The following is an 18,823-nucleotide window of genomic DNA, read 5'->3' as shown; positions in this document are numbered from 1 at the left end:
CGTCGTCGGGCAGGTAGCCGTGCGTCCGCAGACGGGCGGCTGCGTCGTCGGCGGAGCCGAACCAGGTCACGGAGTGCTCTCCTCGAGGTCGGCTGCGATGACGGCCGCGGCGGCGCGGGTCTCCTCGAGGGTGTTCGCCCGAGGGTCGAGGCCACCGTAGGTGACGACGTACCACTGGTCGTCGGCGAGCACGTTGAGCTGGCCCAGCTCGGGTGCCCAGAAGGCCTGCTCGCCGAGCCCGTCGACCGGCTCGGCGCCCGTGGGCCGCTCGGCGTCGGAGAAGCGGTCCCGGTTGGCGGCGACACCGGCGGCGGACAGCGCGGTGCGTACGACGAGCCCCACGGCGTTGCGCGCGCCGTCCTCGTCGCGGTCGACGGAGAGGTAGCTGCAGCTCGTCACCGCGAGGTCGGGCCCGGCGGTGCCCGTCGTGGCGGCGGTGGGGAGGTCGGCGACGGACCCGAGCACCTGCTCTGCCCGCTCGGCCGTGAGCACGTCGCACGCCTGGATCGGCTCCTCGCGGACGACGCCGTCGCCCGGGCTCAGCGACGCTGTCGGGCGTACGCCCGGCGCGGTGTCCGCGCGCGAGGTCGACGGGTCCGGCGCTCCGGTGCACGAGGCCAGGAGCAGTGCGAGCGTGCCGAGGGCAGCGGACGCGGCCGTGCGGCCGGGACGGCCGGGGCGCCCAGGACCGGCGGCAGCAATCACGGCCTCATGCTCGCAGGTCGTCGTGCTCGCTCTCCGGAGCCGCCCCCGCGGCGTCGGGCAGCAGCAGCGAGCCCAGGTCCTGCAGAGTCCCCCGGTCAGCGGCGTACCAGGACTCGGAGCTCCGTCGCTCGGCGGTCACGAGACCTGCTGCGACCAGCTGCCGCAGATGGTGGGTGACGGTCGGCTGGGTGAGACCGAGAGGGTCGACGAGGTCACGCGTACGCAGGCCGGGCCCGTCGCCGGACAGCAGCAGCGACAGGAGCCGCAGACGGTTCCCGTCCGCCAGGGCCTTCAGCCGCCACGCCAGCTCGTCCGCTTCCGAGGAGGTCAGGGGCGCCTGGCCCAGGGGGGCACAGCACTGGCGTGCGGGGACCGGCGCCGGCAGGTCCGGGAGCGGCTTCGGGCTCATGGCGCGATCCTCCCACGCCGTCATCGACAGCGTTCGATGACTTGCGCCGACGAAGCCCCTGCTGGCATCGTGTCATTCACATCCATCTATGACAGGAGCCTCATGAGCACGCCGCCCCTCGACCGGGTGCAGCTGGCGCTGCACGTCCCCGACCTGACCGAGGCCATCGCCTTCTACCGCGACCTCTTCGCCACCGAGCCGCACAAGGTGCGTCCGGGCTACGCGAACTTCTCGATCACCCGGCCGCCGCTGAAGCTCGCCCTCCTCGAGGACCCGTCACGAGCCGGCGGCCTCGACCACCTCGGGGTCGAGCGCTCGTCGACCGAGGCCGTCGAGGCGGAGGCGCGCCGACTGGAGGCGTCGGGCCACGTCCTGCGCCGCGAGGACGGGACCGTCTGCTGCCACGCCCGCCAGGACAAGCACTGGATCACCGACCCCGGCAGCCTGGAGTGGGAGAACTACGTCGTGACCGACGACGCGCCGGAGGCGTCCGCCGCTCCGTGAGCCGCGGTCGTCTCGCGCGTGGGCCCGTCGCCTGAGGGCGTCGCGAGGGCCTCGACCAGCTCGGCCGGGACGCGGCCTGCGACGACCTCGCCGATGACGTGGCCGATGCGGTCGGAGAGCTCGTCGAACTGGTCGATGAAGCGATCGAGGTCGGCCTCGTCCCAGTCGGCCACCAGACGGGCCATGAGGCGACGGCGGATGCCCGTCGTCTGCTCGGCCACGCGTTCGCCCTCGTCGGTGAGCTCGAGCAGCACGCGACGCCGGTCCGTGGGGTCGTGCTCGCGGGAGACGAGACCCAGACGCTCACAGTCCCCGAGCAGCCGGGACGCGGTGGAGCGTTCGAGCGAGAGGTGCGCGGCGACCTGCCCCACCATCACCGGACCGTCCTCGCGCAGGGAGGCCACCGCCTCGCAGGCCGCGATCTTCGCCGGGTCCGCCTCGACGACGTCGCTGTCGCCGAGGGTGCTCGTGAGGGCCTCGAGCCGCTGCGGCGACGGCGGATTGCTCATCCATCGACGCAGCCGGAGGAAGGCCGCGTCGAGGCGTACGACCGCGTCGGCGAGACGAGGCGAGCTCGGCACCGCGGAGTCGACGCCGCGTGGCTCGGACCCGGTCACGTGGCCCTCCTCTCACTTGACGTCGTCGCGTTTGAAACCCGTGTGCAGCACACACATAATGCATGTGTCCCACACATGATGCTGGGCGCCCCCGTTTCTCTCAAACCTCACTCGGACCTCGCCCCGATCCACCTCAGCCTGGAGACGCCCTATGACCTCCGTGTTCCGCCACGCCGTCCGTCGACCGCTCGTCGCCATCCTCGTCTGGGTGGTCGCCCTGGTCGCCCTCGGCATCGGCGCCCTCGTCGGCGGCGGCTCCTACGACGACTCCTTCACCCTCCCCGACACCGAGTCCTCCACGGCCCAGAACATCCTGGCCGAGGACTTCGGGGGCGCCACCAGCCAGGCCGTGGTGCAGGTGGTCTACCGCAACGAGGCGCCCGTACGCGAGGCGGTGAGCACGCTGCTCTCCGAGGCCTCCGACGTCGACGGCGTCGCCCAGGTCGTCTCGCCGATCGACCTCCCGGCACGGCAGGCGGCGCAGCAGGGCCTGGTCAGCGAGGACGGCTCGATCGCCCAGGGGCGGATCGTCTTCGACGGTGAGATGCAGGACGTCGACGTCGCCTCGGTCCGCGAGATCGTCGACCTCGCCGAGCAGGCACGCGCCGACATCCCGACGGGCGACCTGGGCCTGGCCGGCCAGATCCTGCAGGCCGCCACGACCGAGCCGCCCGCGACCGGCGAGATCGTCGGCCTGACCGTCGCTGCGATCGTGCTGCTCATCGCCTTCGGGTCCGTGGTGGCCGCCGGTCTGCCGATCCTCACCGCCGCCCTGGGACTCGCCGGCGGTCTGGGTGCGGTGACGATCCTCGCCAACGTCTTCACGATCGCCACCTTCGGACCGACGCTTGCCACGATGATCGGTCTGGGCGTCGGCATCGACTACGGGCTCTTCGTGGTCAACCGCTACCGCCGCGCGCGCCACGACGGCGCCGAGCCGCGCGACGCCGTGCTCGAGGCGGTCTCCACCGCCGGACGCGCGGTGCTCTTCGCCGCCTTCACGGTGATCATCGCGCTGCTCGGCCTGTTCGTGCTCGGCATCGGGTTCATGAACGGCCTCGCCATCGCCGCCGCCGTCACCGTCGCCTTCGTGATGCTCTCGGCGACCCTGCTGCTGCCCGCGGCGCTCTCGCTGCTGGGCAAGCGCTCGCTCGCCGGCAAGGTGCCCGGCGCCGACAAGCGCTCGGCGCGCGAGGGGCGCCTCTTCTCCCGGTGGGCCGACGTGCTGCAGAAGCGCCCCGGCGTGATCGCCACGCTGGCGACCGTGGTGCTCCTGGCGATCGCCTCCCCGGTGCTCGACCTCCGCAGCGGCTTCCCCGACGCCTCCGGCGACGCCGAGGGCAGCCTGACGCGGGTGGCGTACGAGCTGACCGCCGAGGGCTTCGGCGACGGCGCGAACGGCCCGTTCCTGGTGGCCGTGGAGCTCGGCGGCACCGGCGAGCAGGCCCTTGCGCCGGCGGCCCAGCTCGTCGAGCGCCTCAACGGCACCGAGGGCGTCGCCTTCGCCAGCCCGCCCCAGCCCTCCGAAGCCGGCGACACCGCCCTCATCCAGGTACAGCCCACGACCGGGCCGCAGGACCCCGCGACCGGCGACACCCTCGACCGCATCCGGGACGACGTGGTGCCTGCTGTCCTCGATGGCACTGACGCACAGGCGTACGTGGGCGGCTCGACCGCCATCTCCGCGGACTTCACCACCGTGCTGGTCGACGCGCTCCCGCTGTTCCTCAGCGTCGTGGTCGGACTGGGCTTCCTGATGCTCGTGCTGCTGTTCCGCTCCGTGCTCGTGCCGGCGCTCGGCGCGGTCTCGAGCCTGCTCTCGCTCGCGGTCTCGCTCGGCGTCACCACGCTGGTCTTCCAGGACGGGTTCGCCAACGGCCTGCTCGGGGTCACGGGCACCGGACCGATCCTGCCGTTCGTGCCGATCATGGTGTTCGCGATCCTGTTCGGCCTCGCGATGGACTACCAGGTCTTCCTGGTCTCGCGGATGCAGGAGGAGTGGCAGCTCACCGGGGAGCCGACCCGCGCTGTCCGCGCCGGGCTCGTGGGGTCGGGTCGGGTCGTCGTGGCCGCCGCCCTGATCCTGGCGAGCGTGTTCCTCGCGTTCGTCTCGGCCGACGACCGGATCATCAAGACCTTCGGGCTGGCGCTCGGACTGGGCGTGCTGGTCGACGCCTTCGTCGTGCGGCTCATCATCGTGCCGGCCGTGATGACCAAGCTCGGCCGTGCCACCTGGTGGCTCCCCTCCTGGCTCGGGCGCGTGCTCCCGACCGTCGACGTCGAGGGCGAGTCCGCCGCCGACCCGCGGGGCCGGCACGCGGCGCCCCGGCCGGAGGACGAGCCCGAGCCGGTCGCGGCCGGGGGGCGCCACCGCGCCTGAGCGGGGCTGCGTGACGACGGCGGCGAGGGGTCAGTCCTCCTCGCCGCCGTTGTCGTTGCCGCCGCCGTTGTTGTTGCCGTTGCCGTTGCCGTTGCCGTTGCCGTTGCCGCAGGATCGGGCGAACCGCAGGTCGGCCGGGTAGGTCGTCTCGGTGACCTGCCCGTTGCTGAGCTCGTAGGTGAAGACGAGCTCCGCCACCGAGGAGTCCCGCTGCGCCGTCACGTGCACGACGGGGAGCACGGTCCGGTTGGCCCGCAGGTCGGTCCCGACCATGTCCGAGGCGTCGCGTACGACGATGAAGCGCCCCACCTGGTCGGCTGTCAGGGGCCATGCCCCGACGCCGCCGACACGGCCCGTACGCCCGGCCAACGGGACCTGCTGGGTGTCCTCGACCGTGACGGTCACGCCGGTGGAGTCGACAGCCCGTACGTCGGTCAGGCGGCCGCTGGCGGTGACGTTGACCGCGGAGGCGTACCAGGCGACCTCGCCCGGGTCGTCCCCACCGAGCGCGTAGCAGGTCGCCTCGGCGTCCTCGCCGGGCTGCTTCACGAAGGTGAGGGCGGGCACGGGCTGCGCCGTCGGCTGACCGGAGGGCTGGCCCGAGGGCTGGCCCGACGGCGGCTCCGAGGGCTGGGACGTGGAGCTCGCCCCGGCCTCGTCGCCGGCCTCGTCGCCGGCCTCGTCGCTCCCCCCGCAGCCGGCGACGGACAGCCCGAGACACAGGGCGAGGCCGACCGCGGCGGTCGGGCGCGGGAGGGGAGCCTGGCGGCGTACGACGGTCATGTGCGTCATCTTCGCGCTCTGCGGCGCAGGTCACACCTCACGAATGGGCCACGGGGGGTGCGCGCGAGCGGCTCCTAGGATGTGGGGGTGACCACCGACCGACGGCGCCGGCACCTGATCGACCCCGCCGACCCGCGGCCGCGGCAGTCGGCCTCGGGGTACGAGATGAGCCTGTCGACCGTGCAGATGTGGGTCATGTCGGTGCTGGCCGTGTCGACGATCCTGCATCTGGCGGCGGGGGTCTTCTACGCGGCGTTCACACTCGGCGACCGTCGCGCGGGTGCCGAGACCGGTCTCATCCTCATCGCCGGGATCTTCTGCGTCATGGCGGTGGTCGCCGGCCGGGCCATCCACCGCAAGCCGGTCCTCAGCCCGTGGCTGCTGCTCGGTGTGGCCCCCGTCGTCGTCGCGCTGCTCGTGCGCTGAGCGCTCAGGCTCCCAGCTCGGCCAGGCGGGCGGCGACGAGCGCGTGGTCGCGTACGAAGGTCTCGGCGTGGGCGCGCGCGTCCGGTGAGGTGCCCCGCGCCGCCGTACGCCGGGCCGGCTGCAGCAGGGCCTGCTGGTGCTCGGCGACGGTGAGCAGCCAGAACGGCGCGAAGCCGGGGCTGTCGCGCTGCTCCTCGAGCAGCGCCAGACTCTCCTCGACCGTCCCGAGCGCGGTTTCACCGTCGACGGCGCGGGCCGGGAGGTGCGTGTCGCGGTCCCAGACCGCGAGCAGGTCGTGGAGCCCCTCGACCCGGCTCGCCTGCGTGGCCACGAGCAGCTCCGCCAGCGCGCGGTGCTCGTCGGTCGCGCGTGCTTCGGCGAGCATCAGGTCCGCCAGGCGGCCGGTGAGCTCGTGGTGCTCCACGGCGGCGAGCACGTACGCAGCGTCCTGCTCGTCGTGGACCCGGCTCAGGTCGTCACCGCCCGCAGGGTCGGACTCGGACTCGGACTCCGTGCTCGGCGCGACGACCGGCGACGACGCGGCGGCCGGGCGGATCGCCGTCGCACTGCTCGCCTCGGCGTAGACGCATCCGCTGAGCAGCGCGGTGCCTATCACGGCAACGCCCGCCACACGTGCACGACGCGCCGCACCGGTGAGCATGACGCCGTCCTACCCATCCGGGGGTGAACGACTCACCCCCCGGCGCGGTGGCACCTCAGGCGAGCGAGAGGAACAGCTTCTCCATCTTCTTGACGTCGACCCCGTCGACGCCGTCCGACCCGGAGAGGCACTGCTCCATCCCGCTCGCGACGATGGCGAAGCCCGCGCGGTCCAGCGCCTTCGAGACCGCGGCGAGCTGGGTCACGACGTCCTCGCAGTCCCGACCCTCCTCGAGCATGCGCACCACGCCCGCCAGCTGACCCTGCGCGCGCTTCAAGCGGTTGACGACCGGGGTCATCGTGGTGGGCTCGAGCTTCATCGAGCGTCCTCCTGGGGGGCGTCGGCGAGGGCCGACAGCATGGCGGTGAGCCGCTGCCTGGCGTCGGCGGCGACGGTGTCGAGTCCCCCGGCGGAGGACAGACCCATCATCGCGTCGGGGTCGAAGGCCTCGACCACGGTGGTCCCGGCGTCCACGGCGCGGACGACGACGTTGCACGGCAGCACGGTCGCGATCGAGGGATCCACCTGCAGGGCTTCGTGCGCCAGCGGCGGCCGGCAGGCCCCGAGGATGACCTGGGACGGTACCTCGACGTCCAGCTTCGCCTTCAGGGTGGCGCGCAGGTCGATCTCGGTGAGGATGCCGAAGCCCTGGTCGGCCAGGCCCTCACGGACCTCGGTGACGGCCGCGTCGTACGGCATCGCCAGGGTGGTGGACAGGGTGTAGTCGGCCATGGGTGCGCTCCTCGCAGGTGCGGGTCTCGGTCGCTGCCGACTATACCCCCGGGGGTGTTATTGTCCGGACATAGCTCGGCGCATTCGGTGCGCCCCGACGAACGAAGGAGCCCTCATGTGCCGTCCCCTCACCTGCGACGTCTGCGGCAAGACCACCTGGGCCGGATGCGGCCAGCACATCGCCCAGGTCGAGGCCGGTGTTCCCGCCGGCCAGTGGTGTCCGGGCGAGCACGCGCCCGGTGAGCGCAGCGCCGCCGACCGGAGCCCCGCACCGGCCGGGGGCGCCTTCAGCCGCCTGTTCCGTCGCGGCTGACGTCAGGCGATCAGACCGTCATCGACGCCGCGTACGACGGGCCGACACCCGCCTGAGGGTGCCGGCCCGTCGTGACCAACTGGATGTGGCGGTGGCGGAGGGATTTGAACCCTCGGTTGGGTTGCCCCAACAAACGCTTTCGAGGCGTTCTCCTTAGGCCGCTCGGACACGCCACCGGGAGAAACCCTACACAAGGCGTACGCGCGCGAGGTCGGCGGTTCGCAGCCGACGAGGCACGAAGTGTCGTACGGTTCTGATACTCATTCCCACGTGAGCAGGAGCCCCATGAGCACGCCGACCGCGCAGGACTCCCGTGAGAGCCCACCCCGCTCGACCATCGGTCAGACCGAGGTCGTCGCGATCGTCATGTCGCTCGTCGTGGTGGCCGGGTCGTTCGCCGGGCTGAGCCTCTCCCAGCCGCTGCTCGCGTCGTGGAGCACGATCTTCCTGGCGATCGTCGTGCAGTCGGCGCCGTTCCTGGCCTTCGGCGTGCTGCTGTCGGCGGTCATCTCCTCCGTGCTCTCCGAGCGCGTGCTGCGCCGCGCCGTCCCGAAGAACCCGATCCTGGGCGTGCCCGTCGCCGGGGCGGCGGGCATCGGGCTGCCGGGGTGCGAGTGCGCCGCGGTGCCGATCGCCGGCAGCCTCATCCGGCGCGGGGTGGTCCCTGCCGTCGCGCTGACCTTCCTGCTCGCCGCCCCTGCGGTGAACCCGGCCGTGCTCATCTCGACCGCGGTGGCCTTCCCCGGCCAGCCCGAGATCGTCCTCGCCCGCTTCCTGGCGTCGCTGGCCGTGGCGATCCTCGTCGGCTGGTGGTGCTTGAGCCGCGGCGCCCGGCTGCCGATGCGCCGACTCGACCGCGTGCCGTGGGAGGGCTCGACCACGCGCGAGCGCTTCACCGCCACCGCCCGCCACGACTTCGTGCACGCCTCGGGCTTCCTCGTGCTCGGCGCGATGATCGCCGCCGCCGTCAACACGATGGTCCCCCGGGCTCTCATCGACACCGTCGCCGGCCAGGCCGTCCTCGCCGTCGGCACGATGGCGCTGTTCGCCTTCGTCATGGCGCTGTGCTCGGAGTCCGACGCCTTCGTCGCCGCGAGCCTCACCGCCTTCTCCGACACGGCGAAGCTCGTCTTCCTCGTGGTCGGGCCCGCGATGGACGTCAAGCTCGCCTCGCTCGAGGCCGGCTACTTCGGAGGCGCCTTCGCCCGCCAGTTCGTGCCCGTCGTCCTCGGCGTCGCCGTGGCCGTCGCCTCCCTCGTGGGCTGGTGGCTGCTGTGAGGGCTGCGACGCAGGGCCTGCTCATCGCGATGCTCGGGGCGGTGCTCGTCCGCATCTCGCTGACCGGGGAGTACCTGCGCTTCGTCACCGACTGGATGCGATGGCCCCTGCTGATCACCGGCGTGCTGCTGCTGGTCATGGCCGCCGGACCGATCCTGCGACCGGAGCGCCACGAGGGCGACGGCGGCGAGGAGCACGACCACGCGCACCCCGTCCCGCTCGTCACCTGGTTGCTGGCGCTGCCCGTCATCGTGCTCTTCGTCGTCCCACCCCCGGCCCTGGGCGCCTTCGTCGCCGAGCGTCGCGCCTCGGACGCCACCCCCGTCCTGCAGCCCGCGCCGTTGAGCGCGCTGCCCGAGGACCAGGTCTCCCGGATGAGCCTTGGGGAGTTCCTCTACCGCGCCTCGCGCGGGCAGGGCGGCAGCCTCGAGGGCGTCGACGTACGCCTCACCGGGTTCGTCAGCTACGGCGAGGGGGGCGAGTGGTACCTCACCCGCCTCACCATCGGGTGCTGTGCCGCCGACGCGGCGCCCTACCGCGTACGCGTCGAGGGGTCCGCCGCCCCGCCACGCGACCAGTGGGTCACGGCGACCGGTCGGCTCGTGCCCGGCACCGGCTCGCGCTCCTCGACCACCCCCGCCTCCCTGGAGATCTCCGGGCTCCGGGAGATCCCGGAGCCGGCCTCCCCGTACGAGTGACCCCGGGCGTCCGAGGGGGCGGCTACGGCGAGCGCCGGTCGGCGAAGAACGCGTCGAGCACGTCACGGCAGCGTTCGGCCTCGACGCCGCCGACCACCTCGGGACGGTGGTTCAGGCGTCGGTCCCGCACCACGTCCCACAAGGACCCGGCCGCGCCGGCGCGGTCGTCGTACGCCCCGAAGACCACCCGCGCGACCCGGGAGAGCACCGCGGCACCGGCGCACATCGTGCACGGCTCGAGCGTCACCACCAGCGTGCAGCCCTCGAGCCGCCAGTCCGCGCCGTCGGGGTGCCGTGCGGCGGCGGCGCGACGCAGCGCGAGCACCTCGGCGTGCGCCGTCGGGTCCCCGGAGGCCTCCCGTTCGTTGTGCGCCGTCGCCACGACCACACCCGCGGCGTCGAGCACGACCGCCCCCACGGGCACGTCGCCCGCCGCCTCGGCGACGCCCGCCTCGTCCAGCGCCTCCTGCATCGCGGGCCGCCATGGGACGTGCCCCGCCAGACGTCCGGGACTCACGTCGCGGAGAGTCCCCGCACCTCGTCGACGAGCCCGTCCAGGCCGATCTCGACCGCGATGCCGGCGATCATCTCGTCGGGGAAGAGGTCCTCGTCGTCCAGGATCTCGTCGACGTCGGACTCGGTGAGCCCGAGGTCCTCGAGCAGGTCGACGTCGCCGACGGTCTCGGGGTCGTCGTCCTCGTCGGGCAGGTCCTCCCCGAGCGCCTCCAGCGCACCCCGGGCGACGTCCCACTCCAGGGCCGCCGTCACGTCCGAGAGCAGCACCTGCACCCGCGCCCCGCGCACCCGCACGACCAGCAGGAAGTCCTCGTCGTACGCCACCATCGCGATCGCACCGTCATCGGCGCTGCGTCGGCGCAGCTGCTTGGTCAGCGTCTCGAAGTCGAGCACCAGCTCGGGCTCGAGCTCCTCGACCTGCCACACCTCGTCCTCGCGGTAGGCGACCACGGCCAGGTCGACGGCATCGGAGGGATCCGTGGCGTCGACCGGCGGCTCGGTGTGCGGGCTCACCAGGGAATCGTCGCAGAGTCGGCCCACCCAGGCGAATGAGTTCCCGCGCGGGGAGCGCCTAGGGTTCGGTCATGCAGCTACGCGTCGTCGACCACCCGCTCGTGGCCCACAAGCTCACCACCCTGCGCGACCAGCGGACGACGTCACCGACCTTCCGGCTCCTCGCCGACGAGCTCGTGACGCTGCTGGCGTACGAGGCCACCCGCGACGTGCGGGTCGAGCCCGTGCAGGTCACCACGCCGGTGGCCGTGGCCGACGGCGTCCAGCTGAGCACGCCGCGGCCGCTGGTCGTGCCGATCCTGCGCGCCGGCCTCGGCATGCTCGACGGTCTGCTCCGGCTCGTGCCGACGGCCGAGGTCGGCTTCCTCGGCATGGTGCGCGATGAGGAGACCCTGGAGGCCACGACGTACGCCGAGCGACTGCCCGCCGACCTGTCGGGGCGACAGTGCTTCGTCGTCGACCCGATGCTCGCCACCGGTGGCACGCTCGCCGCCGCCCTGCGGTTCCTGGTCGACCGAGGCGCCTCCGACATCGTCGTCGTGGTGCTGCTCGCCGCACCGGAGGGCGTGGAGCTGCTCAAGCGGGATCTGGCCGACATCGACGCCCCGGTCACCGTCGTCACGGCGGCCGTCGACGACCGGCTGACGGAGAAGGGCTACATCACGCCGGGCCTCGGCGACGCCGGGGACCGGTTGTACGGGCTCGTCTGAGGTCGATCCGCACCGGTGGGGGCCGGTGGGTGCCGGTGCTGGGACGGCTCAGTAGGAGTAGAGCGGGATGGCCCCGGTCGCACCGAGCACCATGATGATGAGCACGACGGCGCCGAGCACCAGGAAGTCGATGCCCTTGGCCTCTTCTTCCTCCCGGGACTCCGGCGCCTCGTAGCGGTGGCCGTCGTCCTTCGCCAGGCGCTCCTCGTCATCCTGTGTGGACATGAAGGCTCCTCGGGGGTGTGGGGTACGCACAGATGCGCCCTCCATACCCTCCCACGTCCGGCGCCACGCGGCAGCGTGATCGGGAGAACAGGTGTGCTGCGACCTCGGTCCCGCGCTGCTCAGAGCGCCTTGACGGCGCTGAGCAGCTTGCCCAGCTGCTCCTTGGCGTCCCCGAAGAGGAGCGTCGTCTTCGGGTCGAAGAGCAGCTCGTTCTCGATGCCCGCGAAGCCCGGACGCATCGAGCGCTTCATGAACACGATCTGCTGCGCCTCGTCGGCGTCGAGGATCGGCATCCCGTAGATCGGCGCGCCCGGCGTCGTCTTGGCGGCCGGGTTCACGACGTCGTTCGCGCCCACGACGACGACCACGTCGGTGTGCTTGAACTCGCCGTTGATGTCGTCCATCTCCTTGAGCTGCTCGTACGGCACCTGCGCCTCGGCCAGCAGCACGTTCATGTGGCCCGGCATGCGGCCCGCGACCGGGTGGATCGCGTAGTCCACCGCGATGCCGCGGGCGGTGAGCACCTCGACGAGCTCGCGCAGGGTGTGCTGGGCCTGCGCGACGGCCAGGCCGTAGCCGGGCACGATGATGACGCGGCCGGCGTACCCGAGGAGGATCGCGACGTCCTCGGCCCCGGCGGAGCGTACGGGTCGGTCCGAGGCCTCCCCGGCACCCAACGTCGAGCCGCCCTTCAGCGCCCCGAAGAGGATGTTGGCGACCGAGCGGCCCATGGCGGAGGCCATGAGCCGGGTCAGGAAGGTGCCGGAGGCACCGACGAGGGTGCCCGCGACCAGCAGCAGGGTGTTGCCGAGCACGTAGCCGCCGGCGGCGACGGTGAGGCCGGTGAAGGCGTTGAGCAGCGAGATCACGATGGGTACGTCGGCCCCGCCGACCGGGAGCACCAGCAGCACGCCGACGGCCAGGCCGAGCAGCGCGAGCACGACGCCGATCCACACCGCCGGGCTGGTCACCAGCAGCACCGAGAGCACCAGGGCGAGCACCAGCGAGCCGCCGAACGCGACCGGGAGGCCGGGGAAGAGCACCGGCCGCGAGGTCATGAGCTCCTGGAGCTTCAGGAACGTGATGACCGAGCCCGCGAAGGAGACCGCACCCACGACGACGGTGAAGGCGGTCGCGACCAGCGCGAAGGTGCCGGGCTCCTCGGCGCCGGGGGCGAGGAACTCCTCGAGCTCGAGCAGCGCCACCAGTGCCGCCGCGCCGCCGCCGACGCCGTTGAACAGCGCGACCATCTGCGGCATCTGCGTCATCTGGACGCGTTGGGCGCCGACCAGGCCGACCACCGAGCCCACGGCGATCGCGACCAGGATCGGGACCAGGTTGTCGAGCTCGACGTAGAAGAAGGGGATCGCGCAGCCCACGACGGCCGCCGCGGCGCCGATGAGGTTGCCGCGACGCGCCGTGCGCGGGCCCGAGAGGCCGCGCAGCGCGAGGATGAACCCGACGGCGCAGACCAGGTACGCCAGCTGTGCCCAGACGGGGACGCCGCTGACGGGGCTCACGCCTCGAACTCCGAGGTCGTGACGGTCGGCTTCTTCTTCGCGCCGAACATCTGGAGCATCCGGTCGGTCACCACGAAGCCGCCGACCATGTTGATCGCGGCCAGCACGATCGCGACCAGTCCGACACCGATGGCGAGGGCGGACTCGGCCGTGCCGGTCACGAGGATCGCGCCGAGCAGGATGATGCCGTGGATCGCGTTCGCGCCGCTCATCAAGGGGGTGTGCAGGGTCGAGGAGACCTTGCTGATCACCTCGACCCCCACGAAGACGCTGAGCACGAAGATCGTGAGCAGGGTGATGGACTCGTTCATGACGCTCCTCCAGCCGTGGACCCGGGCTGCTCCAACGCGGCGCGGGTCTGCTCGTGCCGCACCTCTCCGCGGTGCACGACGCAGGATCCGATGACGATCTCGTCCTCGTGGTCGGGCGCGAACCCGCCCTCGCCGTCGCTCATGAGCGTCACGAGGTTGACGACGTTCTGGGCGTAGAGCCTCGAGGCGGGGCCGGGCATCTGCGAGGGCACGTTCGCGCCGCCCCACACCGAGGCGTGACCGACGCGTACGACGCTGCCCGCGACCGAGCCCTCCACGTTCCCGCCGGTCTCGGCAGCCAGGTCGACCACCACCGATCCCGGCTTCATCTGCTCGACCATCGCGGCGGTCACCAGCCGCGGCGCGGCGCGGCCGGGCACCGCGGCGGTCGTGATCAGGGCGTCCGCCGCGGCGATGTAGGGGGTGAGGAGCTCGCGCTGCCGCGCAGCCCGGTCCTCGGTCATCTCCCGCGCGTAGCCGCCCGAGCCCTCGAGGGTCTCGAGGTCGAGCTCGATGGCCTGGGCTCCCACCGAGCGGATCTCCTCGGCGGCCGCGGCGCGTACGTCGTACGCCTTGACGACTGCGCCGAGCCGCTTCGCCGTGGCGATGGCCTGCAGACCCGCGACCCCGGCACCGAGCACGACCACCTGGGCGGGCGGCACCGTGCCCGCCGCGGTCATGTTCAGCGGGAAGAAGCGCTTGAGCATGCCGGCGGCGACGACCGCGCAGCGATACCCGGCGACCAGCGCCTGGGAGCTCAGGGCGTCCATCGACTGCGCGCGGCTGATGCGGGGCACCAGCTCCATCGCGTACAGGTCGACCTGGGCGTCGCGTGCCGCGGCGACGGCGTCGAGGTGCTGGTGGGGGTGCACGAAGGAGACGACCGCCGTCCCGGGTCGCAGGCCACGGACCTGCTCGGCCTCGAGAGGGTTCACCGCCACCAGGACGTCGGCCTCGGCGCGGGCGTCGGGTGTCACGGAGGCGCCGGCGGCGACGTACTCCTCGTCGGCGTGCAGCGACCCCTCGCCGGCCCCCGGCTCGACCAGCACCGCGTAGCCCAGCGCCGTCAGCTTGGCGACCAGCTCGGGCACCATCGCGACGCGGGCCTCGCCCTCCCGGGTCTCTGCGACCACTGCGATCTTCACGGTCGGTGACCCTACGGCTCAGGCCCGGGCCTGGCGAGAGGCCGCTGGAGGCTGAGAGCGGTCTCACCCGGAGTTACGACTCGACAGTCGTCGGATCGTGGGGGCCGGCCGCCCTGGTCACTTTGGGGCCACTCCCTGAACGCCCGCAGGTGCGGGCGTACCCGTGCTTGCGCGGGCTTACAGACCCGCGCAAGCACCTGGACAGCCGCGTACGCGGGCGTTCAGGGGCGCGGAGACCACGATGGCCGCACTCAGTCGGCGAGGATCTCCTCGACCCACTCCGGGACGCTCACCGTCGCAGGTCCCCCGCGGAACTCCTCGAAGCGACCCGAGCACAGCGGGTTCAGCTCGACGGTGTGCGCACCCATCGCGTGGGCGAGCTCCACGAAGCCGGCGGCCGGGTAGACCTGCCCGGACGTGCCGACGGCGGCGAACACGTCGCACTCGGCGATGCGGTCGGAGATCTCCTGCAGCCGGTACGGCATCTCGCCGAACCACACGACGTCCGGCCGCATCGACGCGACACCGCACTCGGGGCACGGCGGGGCGTCGCCCAGGTCGAGGTCCCACGCGCTGCGCCGGTCGCACGCGGTGCACCAGGCACGTCGCAGCTCGCCGTGCATGTGCACCACCGAGTCGCAACCGCCACGCTCGTGCAGGTCGTCGACGTTCTGGGTGACGACGTACGCCGTCTTGTTGGCCTCGCACAGCCGACCGAGAGCCTCGTGCGCGGGGTTGGGCTCGACGGCCAGCAGGAACCGTCGACGTTCGTCGTAGAACCGCTGGACCAGCTCGGGGTCGCGCGCGAACGCCTCGGGCGTCGCCACGTCCTCCGGGCGGTGCCCTTCCCACAGACCGTCGGCGTCGCGGAACGTCGGGATGCCGCTCTCGGCGGAGATCCCGGCGCCCGTGAGCACGACGACCTTCACGGCGGTCCTCCTCTCAGGACGGGTCCTGCCCCGGTCGGGCGTGCACGGCGACGACGTAGCCGCTGGCCCCGTCGTCCCAGGCATCCCCGTCCCACGTGGCGTAGCGACGCGAGAGCTCCAGCCCGGCGTCCGTGCACGCGGCGTCCCACGCCTCGAAGGAGGTGACCGGGACGTCGCCCGGCAGGTGCTCCTCGTCGAGCCCGAAGCCGGCGACGACGACGCCGGAGCGGGCCAGCTGCGTGGCGCAGTGTGCCGCGACGTCCCCGAGCGTCCCCTCCGCCACGAGCGGGACGACGTTGCCGGCCAGCAGCACGACCTCGAACGGCCCCTCCTCGACGGCGCCGCCGGGACCCAGGTCGAGGGCGGCGAGGTCCTGGTGGACCCAGGTCACGTGCTCGCTCGCGGCACGGGCGACGTCGAGCATCTCGGCGTCGGAGTCGACGCCGACCACGCGGTAGCCGAGCTCGGCCAGTCGCACGGCGACCCGGCCGGTGCCGCACCCCGCGTCGAGCACCCGGGCACCCGGGGGCACCACCGAGGCCACGAGGTCGGCCTCGCCGTGCGCCTGCCCGGCCGACTCCGGCGACGGGGCGACGTCCTCGGCGTACGCCTGCGCGGTGAGGCCCCGGGCCTCGCGCAGCATGTCCCAGCGCGTCTTCATCGGATGTCCACCGCACGATCGATCTTGTGGTGGTAGCGGTTGCCCACCGCTCCGCCCAGGACGGCCGCGAGCAGAGTCAGCAGCAGCACCCCGACCCCGATCGCGATGCCTGCGATGGTCACCTGATCGGCCGAGGCCGGCAGCGTGGGCAGCTCGACGCGGTCGAGCACGTTGTAGCGCTCACCGAAGACGACGCCCGCCACGGCGGCGGCAGCGGTGACGAGCAGTCCGATCGCCCACACGCCGCCCCCCTGCCGCTTGCCGTCGTAGCGGCTCATGCGTCCGGCGACGTAGCCGCCGGTGTAGTAGGCCAGGAGCAGCAGCACGAGCAGGGCGACGCCGGCGATGATGCCGGCCTCGCCGGTGCCGAGCTGGTCGAAGCGGCTCTGCAGGTCATAGCTGGTGTCGAGTCCCGCCAGCACCGCCGAGACGATGCCCGTCAGCAGGACGAAGACGCCGACGGCGACCAGCCAACCGAAGAAGCTGGCACCGAGGTTCAGGCCGCCGAAGCGCTCGCGCGCGAGGCGGTCGTCGACCACCGGCTGGGACGCCGTGTCGGCGCGACGGGTGCCGTCACCGGTCACGGGACTCGGGTCGGGGTCGCCCTGGGTGGGGTTGCTCATGGGTGTCCTCCTGCGCTCGTCGCCCGCGAGGTACCCACCGTCTCTGTCGGATGATCCCGGTGGCGGGCACGATCCGGAGACGACCGGCCGCGTCCTCGACAGGTTGAGGAGCCGGTGCCCGCGTACGACACTCCCCACACCCGCAGCGGTCTGGTGCCCGGGGCAGCGATTGCGGCAAGGGAGCGTCGGGACCGCGTCTCTTTCATCACCTCGGATCGGGGAAGAATGTGATGAAGGTTCAATCACCCACCGGCGCGGCCGGCCGAGCAGGAAGGATCCGTCGTGCGTCACTCCCTCGGTCGCCTCACCGGGTCGGCGGTCGCCCTGGTCGCCCTGGGCACGGTGGCCGCCTGCTCGGACACCAGGGACACCAGGGACCCCGGAGGCACAGGCCCCGAGACGACGGACACCACGAGCGACGGCTCGGCGCTGGGCTCCTCCGGCATGTCGGGGTCGTCCTCGGGCTCGGGCGCCGGCCGCGACGACGGTGACCTCGCGGCCCCTCGATCACCCGAGGGGTCGCGCTCCCAGGAGCGCGACGACGGACCGCCGCGCCGCCTGTCGCTGGCCTTCGCCGGTGACATCCACTTCGAAGGCGCTCTCGAGGGCCTGCTGACCAGGCGCGGGTCCGACCTCGGTCCGATGGCTCCCCGCCTGCGTGAGGCCGACCTGGCCGTCGTCAACCTCGAGACCGCGCTGAGCGGGTCGCGAGCCCGGGACCCGAAGGCGCTGGAGGTGCCGGGGCAGCGCTACTGGTTCCGCGCCGACCCCGACCGTGCCCTGGCCGTGCTCGCTCGATCCGGTGTCGACGCGGCGTCCATGGCGAACAACCACGCCGGCGACTACGGCCAGGGTGGCCTGCGCAGCGCCCTGGGCGCGGCCTCACGCAGTCCGGTGAAGGTCGTCGGCGCCCGCGGAGACCGGGCGGCGGCGTTCCGACCCGCGACGTTCCGCGTACGCGGGGTCTCCGTCGGCGTTCTCGCCGTGGACTCCTCGATCATCGAGGGAGCCTCGCCGGTCTGGTCCGCCGAGCGCGGTACGGGTCCCGGCATCGCCGCCGCCCACGGCCGCGACACCGGACGCATCCTCGCCGCCACCCGGCGTGCGGCGCGCGACCACGACGTCGTGGTCGTGATGCCTCACTGGGGCACCGCGGGCATGCGCTGCCCGGACGCGGAGCAGCAGCGCATCGCGGCCGAGCTGACCGAGGCGGGCGCCGACGTGATCGTGGGCGCCCACGCGCACGTGACCCAGGGCGCCGGGATGATGGGCGACAGCTACGTCGGCTACGGCCTCGGCGACTTCGCCTGGTACCACGGGCAGCGTCCCCGCACCGGCGTCCTGACCGTCGACCTGAGCGTCGACGGCGACCGGGTCACGGTCGTCGGCGACGACTGGGCGACCGCACGCATCCCCGCCGGGGGCGGGGTCCCCCGACCCTCGGAGACCCCGCGCCAGGACACCGAGCACTGGCAGAACCTGCGCGGCTGCGCCGGTCTCGCTCCCGTCGGGGCTCCCGAGCAGCGGCGTGACGACGCGCTGCGCACGGCCTCCGCGCCGCGCACCGACGACGGCCTCCCCGCATACGAGGCCCAGGTCGACGAGCTCCCCCCGGCCGTGCGACGCCGCATGACCGGCGTGAGCCACCAGCCCGACCAGTGCCCCGTGTCCCTGGACGAGCTGCGGCTGCTGACGGTCGACCGTGTCGCCTTCGACGGCTCCGCGAAGCAGGGACGCATCGTGGTGCACCAAGACGTCGCCGACGAGGTCGTGGACATCTTCGGCGAGATCTACGACGCGGGCTTCCCGATCCGTCGCATGCGGTTGGTCGACGCCTACGGCGGCGACGACAACCGCTCGATGCGGGCCAACAACACCTCCGGCTACAACTGCCGCACGGTCGCGGGCACCGACCGCCTGTCGAACCACGCCTTCGGCCGGGCCATCGACATCAACCCGCGGCAGAACCCGTACGTCACCTCCAGCGGGGTGCAGCCCCGCGGCGCCGACGGCTTCGCAGAAGCGCCCCGCCAGGCCGGCGCGGACGCCGCCGACGGCGTCATCGTGCGCGGTGGTCCGGTGATGAACGCCTTCACGATCCGGGGCTGGAGCTGGGGCGCGGACTTCGCCGACTACCAGCATTTCGCCAAGAACTGAGCCGGGC

24 protein-coding genes and 1 tRNA gene are annotated in these 18,823 nt (G+C 72.7%); 8 read left to right on the top strand and 17 right to left on the bottom strand.

Annotation, left to right across the window (positions count from 1 at the left end; genetic code table 11):
- Positions 1–66 precede the first annotated feature (66 nt).
- Both KLP28_08255 and KLP28_08250 read right to left on the bottom strand, forming a co-directional pair.
- On the bottom strand, positions 67–705 hold the full coding sequence (locus KLP28_08255) for a hypothetical protein (protein QWC86647.1): 639 nt from the start codon (positions 703–705) through the stop codon (positions 67–69).
- 4 nt (positions 706–709) lie between these two features.
- Complete coding sequence (locus KLP28_08250; protein QWC86646.1) at positions 710–1,114, bottom strand: metalloregulator ArsR/SmtB family transcription factor; 405 nt, start codon at positions 1,112–1,114, stop codon at positions 710–712.
- 102 nt (positions 1,115–1,216) lie between these two features.
- On the opposite strand from KLP28_08250, the gene KLP28_08245 reads away from it, so the two are divergent.
- Positions 1,217–1,618, top strand: a complete 402-nt coding sequence (locus tag KLP28_08245) for a VOC family protein (GenBank protein ID QWC86645.1) — start codon at positions 1,217–1,219, stop codon at positions 1,616–1,618.
- On the opposite strand, the gene KLP28_08240 is transcribed toward KLP28_08245, so the two are convergent.
- Positions 1,573–2,235, bottom strand: a complete 663-nt coding sequence (locus KLP28_08240; GenBank protein ID QWC86644.1) for a MarR family winged helix-turn-helix transcriptional regulator — start codon at positions 2,233–2,235, stop codon at positions 1,573–1,575. The genes KLP28_08245 and KLP28_08240 overlap by 46 nt on opposite strands.
- Before the next feature lie 151 nt (positions 2,236–2,386).
- On the opposite strand from KLP28_08240, the gene KLP28_08235 reads away from it, so the two are divergent.
- Entirely contained in the window at positions 2,387–4,615 is a 2,229-nt protein-coding gene (locus KLP28_08235) for an MMPL family transporter (GenBank protein ID QWC86643.1), read from the top strand.
- A gap of 30 nt (positions 4,616–4,645) precedes the next feature.
- Here the strand turns inward: KLP28_08235 and KLP28_08230 are convergent, their stop codons facing one another.
- On the bottom strand, positions 4,646–5,407 hold the full coding sequence (locus KLP28_08230) for a PT domain-containing protein (protein QWC86642.1): 762 nt from the start codon (positions 5,405–5,407) through the stop codon (positions 4,646–4,648).
- 72 nt (positions 5,408–5,479) lie between these two features.
- Between KLP28_08230 and KLP28_08225 the strand changes: the two genes are divergently transcribed.
- On the top strand, positions 5,480–5,824 hold the full coding sequence (locus tag KLP28_08225; protein ID QWC86641.1) for a hypothetical protein: 345 nt from the start codon (positions 5,480–5,482) through the stop codon (positions 5,822–5,824).
- Positions 5,825–5,828: 4 nt separating this feature from the next.
- Here KLP28_08225 and KLP28_08220 read toward each other — a convergent pair whose 3' ends face one another.
- The 3 genes from KLP28_08220 to KLP28_08210 all read right to left on the bottom strand — a co-directional run bounded on the left by KLP28_08220 (position 5,829) and on the right by KLP28_08210 (position 7,217).
- On the bottom strand, positions 5,829–6,440 hold the full coding sequence (locus KLP28_08220) for a DUF305 domain-containing protein (GenBank protein ID QWC86640.1): 612 nt from the start codon (positions 6,438–6,440) through the stop codon (positions 5,829–5,831).
- A gap of 100 nt (positions 6,441–6,540) precedes the next feature.
- Positions 6,541–6,804 (bottom strand): metal-sensitive transcriptional regulator, encoded by a 264-nt coding sequence (locus KLP28_08215; GenBank protein QWC86639.1) that lies wholly within the window; start codon positions 6,802–6,804, stop codon positions 6,541–6,543.
- Entirely contained in the window at positions 6,801–7,217 is a 417-nt protein-coding gene (locus KLP28_08210) for a DUF302 domain-containing protein (protein ID QWC86638.1), read from the bottom strand. The genes KLP28_08215 and KLP28_08210 overlap by 4 nt, the downstream gene beginning before the upstream one ends.
- A gap of 115 nt (positions 7,218–7,332) precedes the next feature.
- Between KLP28_08210 and KLP28_08205 the strand changes: the two genes are divergently transcribed.
- A complete protein-coding gene (locus KLP28_08205; GenBank protein ID QWC86637.1) occupies positions 7,333–7,530 on the top strand; it encodes a hypothetical protein in 198 nt (65 codons plus the stop codon).
- Positions 7,531–7,616: 86 nt separating this feature from the next.
- Here KLP28_08205 and KLP28_08200 read toward each other — a convergent pair.
- Positions 7,617–7,706 (bottom strand) — tRNA-Ser (locus KLP28_08200).
- 109 nt (positions 7,707–7,815) lie between these two features.
- Here KLP28_08200 and KLP28_08195 point away from each other — a divergent pair.
- Entirely contained in the window at positions 7,816–8,808 is a 993-nt protein-coding gene (locus KLP28_08195; protein QWC86636.1) for a permease, read from the top strand.
- The gene (locus tag KLP28_08190) at positions 8,796–9,506 is read left to right on the top strand and encodes a TIGR03943 family protein (protein ID QWC86635.1); all 711 of its coding nucleotides are present in this window, start codon (positions 8,796–8,798) and stop codon (positions 9,504–9,506) included. The genes KLP28_08195 and KLP28_08190 overlap by 13 nt, the downstream gene beginning before the upstream one ends.
- 22 nt (positions 9,507–9,528) lie before the next feature.
- On the opposite strand, the gene KLP28_08185 is transcribed toward KLP28_08190, so the two are convergent.
- Both KLP28_08185 and KLP28_08180 read right to left on the bottom strand, forming a co-directional pair.
- Positions 9,529–9,978 carry a nucleoside deaminase gene (locus tag KLP28_08185; protein ID QWC86880.1) on the bottom strand — a complete coding sequence of 150 codons (450 nt, stop codon included), beginning with the start codon at positions 9,976–9,978 and terminating at the stop codon, positions 9,529–9,531.
- Between the two features lie 41 nt (positions 9,979–10,019).
- Positions 10,020–10,535, bottom strand: a complete 516-nt coding sequence (locus KLP28_08180) for a tRNA adenosine deaminase-associated protein (GenBank protein ID QWC86634.1) — start codon at positions 10,533–10,535, stop codon at positions 10,020–10,022.
- Positions 10,536–10,606: 71 nt separating this feature from the next.
- Here KLP28_08180 and upp point away from each other — a divergent pair, with 71 nt between their 5' ends.
- Positions 10,607–11,245 carry a uracil phosphoribosyltransferase gene (gene upp, locus KLP28_08175; protein QWC86633.1) on the top strand — a complete coding sequence of 213 codons (639 nt, stop codon included), beginning with the start codon at positions 10,607–10,609 and terminating at the stop codon, positions 11,243–11,245.
- 48 nt (positions 11,246–11,293) lie between these two features.
- On the opposite strand, the gene KLP28_08170 is transcribed toward upp, so the two are convergent.
- From KLP28_08170 to KLP28_08140, 7 genes are all read right to left on the bottom strand, one after another.
- Complete coding sequence (locus KLP28_08170) at positions 11,294–11,470, bottom strand: hypothetical protein (protein QWC86632.1); 177 nt, start codon at positions 11,468–11,470, stop codon at positions 11,294–11,296.
- A gap of 119 nt (positions 11,471–11,589) precedes the next feature.
- The gene (locus KLP28_08165) at positions 11,590–12,990 is read right to left on the bottom strand and encodes an NAD(P)(+) transhydrogenase (Re/Si-specific) subunit beta (GenBank protein QWC86631.1); all 1,401 of its coding nucleotides are present in this window, start codon (positions 12,988–12,990) and stop codon (positions 11,590–11,592) included.
- Complete coding sequence (locus KLP28_08160) at positions 12,987–13,301, bottom strand: NAD(P) transhydrogenase subunit alpha (GenBank protein QWC86630.1); 315 nt, start codon at positions 13,299–13,301, stop codon at positions 12,987–12,989. The genes KLP28_08165 and KLP28_08160 overlap by 4 nt, the downstream gene beginning before the upstream one ends.
- Positions 13,298–14,446 (bottom strand): NAD(P) transhydrogenase subunit alpha, encoded by a 1,149-nt coding sequence (locus KLP28_08155; protein QWC86629.1) that lies wholly within the window; start codon positions 14,444–14,446, stop codon positions 13,298–13,300. The genes KLP28_08160 and KLP28_08155 overlap by 4 nt, the downstream gene beginning before the upstream one ends.
- A 251-nt stretch (positions 14,447–14,697) precedes the next feature.
- Positions 14,698–15,459, bottom strand: coding sequence for an NAD-dependent deacylase (locus tag KLP28_08150; protein QWC86628.1), 762 nt, complete (start codon positions 15,457–15,459; stop codon positions 14,698–14,700).
- Positions 15,389–16,036, bottom strand: coding sequence for a class I SAM-dependent methyltransferase (locus tag KLP28_08145; GenBank protein QWC86627.1), 648 nt, complete (start codon positions 16,034–16,036; stop codon positions 15,389–15,391). Before KLP28_08145 ends, KLP28_08150 begins: the two co-directional genes overlap by 71 nt.
- Complete coding sequence (locus KLP28_08140; GenBank protein QWC86626.1) at positions 16,033–16,659, bottom strand: hypothetical protein; 627 nt, start codon at positions 16,657–16,659, stop codon at positions 16,033–16,035. Before KLP28_08140 ends, KLP28_08145 begins: the two co-directional genes overlap by 4 nt.
- Positions 16,660–16,941: 282 nt before the next feature.
- Here KLP28_08140 and KLP28_08135 point away from each other — a divergent pair, with 282 nt between their 5' ends.
- On the top strand, positions 16,942–18,816 hold the full coding sequence (locus KLP28_08135; protein ID QWC86625.1) for a CapA family protein: 1,875 nt from the start codon (positions 16,942–16,944) through the stop codon (positions 18,814–18,816).
- Positions 18,817–18,823 lie beyond the last annotated feature (7 nt).

The organism is Nocardioidaceae bacterium, from assembly GCA_018672315.1.
GTDB lineage: Bacteria > Actinomycetota > Actinomycetes > Propionibacteriales > Nocardioidaceae > TYQ2.
This window is presented reverse-complemented; position numbering and strand designations above follow the sequence as displayed.

Coding starts and splice junctions, on each gene's coding strand:
- KLP28_08250 (QWC86646.1), bottom strand. CDS start 1,114: ATGAGCCCGAAGCCGCTCCCGGACCTGCCGGCGCCGGTCCCCGCACGC.
- KLP28_08245 (QWC86645.1), top strand. CDS start 1,217: ATGAGCACGCCGCCCCTCGACCGGGTGCAGCTGGCGCTGCACGTCCCC.
- KLP28_08235 (QWC86643.1), top strand. CDS start 2,387: ATGACCTCCGTGTTCCGCCACGCCGTCCGTCGACCGCTCGTCGCCATC.
- KLP28_08230 (QWC86642.1), bottom strand. CDS start 5,407: ATGACGCACATGACCGTCGTACGCCGCCAGGCTCCCCTCCCGCGCCCG.
- KLP28_08215 (QWC86639.1), bottom strand. CDS start 6,804: ATGAAGCTCGAGCCCACCACGATGACCCCGGTCGTCAACCGCTTGAAG.
- KLP28_08210 (QWC86638.1), bottom strand. CDS start 7,217: ATGGCCGACTACACCCTGTCCACCACCCTGGCGATGCCGTACGACGCG.
- KLP28_08205 (QWC86637.1), top strand. CDS start 7,333: ATGTGCCGTCCCCTCACCTGCGACGTCTGCGGCAAGACCACCTGGGCC.
- KLP28_08195 (QWC86636.1), top strand. CDS start 7,816: ATGAGCACGCCGACCGCGCAGGACTCCCGTGAGAGCCCACCCCGCTCG.
- KLP28_08185 (QWC86880.1), bottom strand. CDS start 9,978: ATGCAGGAGGCGCTGGACGAGGCGGGCGTCGCCGAGGCGGCGGGCGAC.
- upp (QWC86633.1), top strand. CDS start 10,607: ATGCAGCTACGCGTCGTCGACCACCCGCTCGTGGCCCACAAGCTCACC.
- KLP28_08170 (QWC86632.1), bottom strand. CDS start 11,470: ATGTCCACACAGGATGACGAGGAGCGCCTGGCGAAGGACGACGGCCAC.
- KLP28_08160 (QWC86630.1), bottom strand. CDS start 13,301: ATGAACGAGTCCATCACCCTGCTCACGATCTTCGTGCTCAGCGTCTTC.
- KLP28_08150 (QWC86628.1), bottom strand. CDS start 15,459: ATGCCTGGGACGACGGGGCCAGCGGCTACGTCGTCGCCGTGCACGCCC.
- KLP28_08145 (QWC86627.1), bottom strand. CDS start 16,036: ATGAAGACGCGCTGGGACATGCTGCGCGAGGCCCGGGGCCTCACCGCG.
- KLP28_08140 (QWC86626.1), bottom strand. CDS start 16,659: ATGAGCAACCCCACCCAGGGCGACCCCGACCCGAGTCCCGTGACCGGT.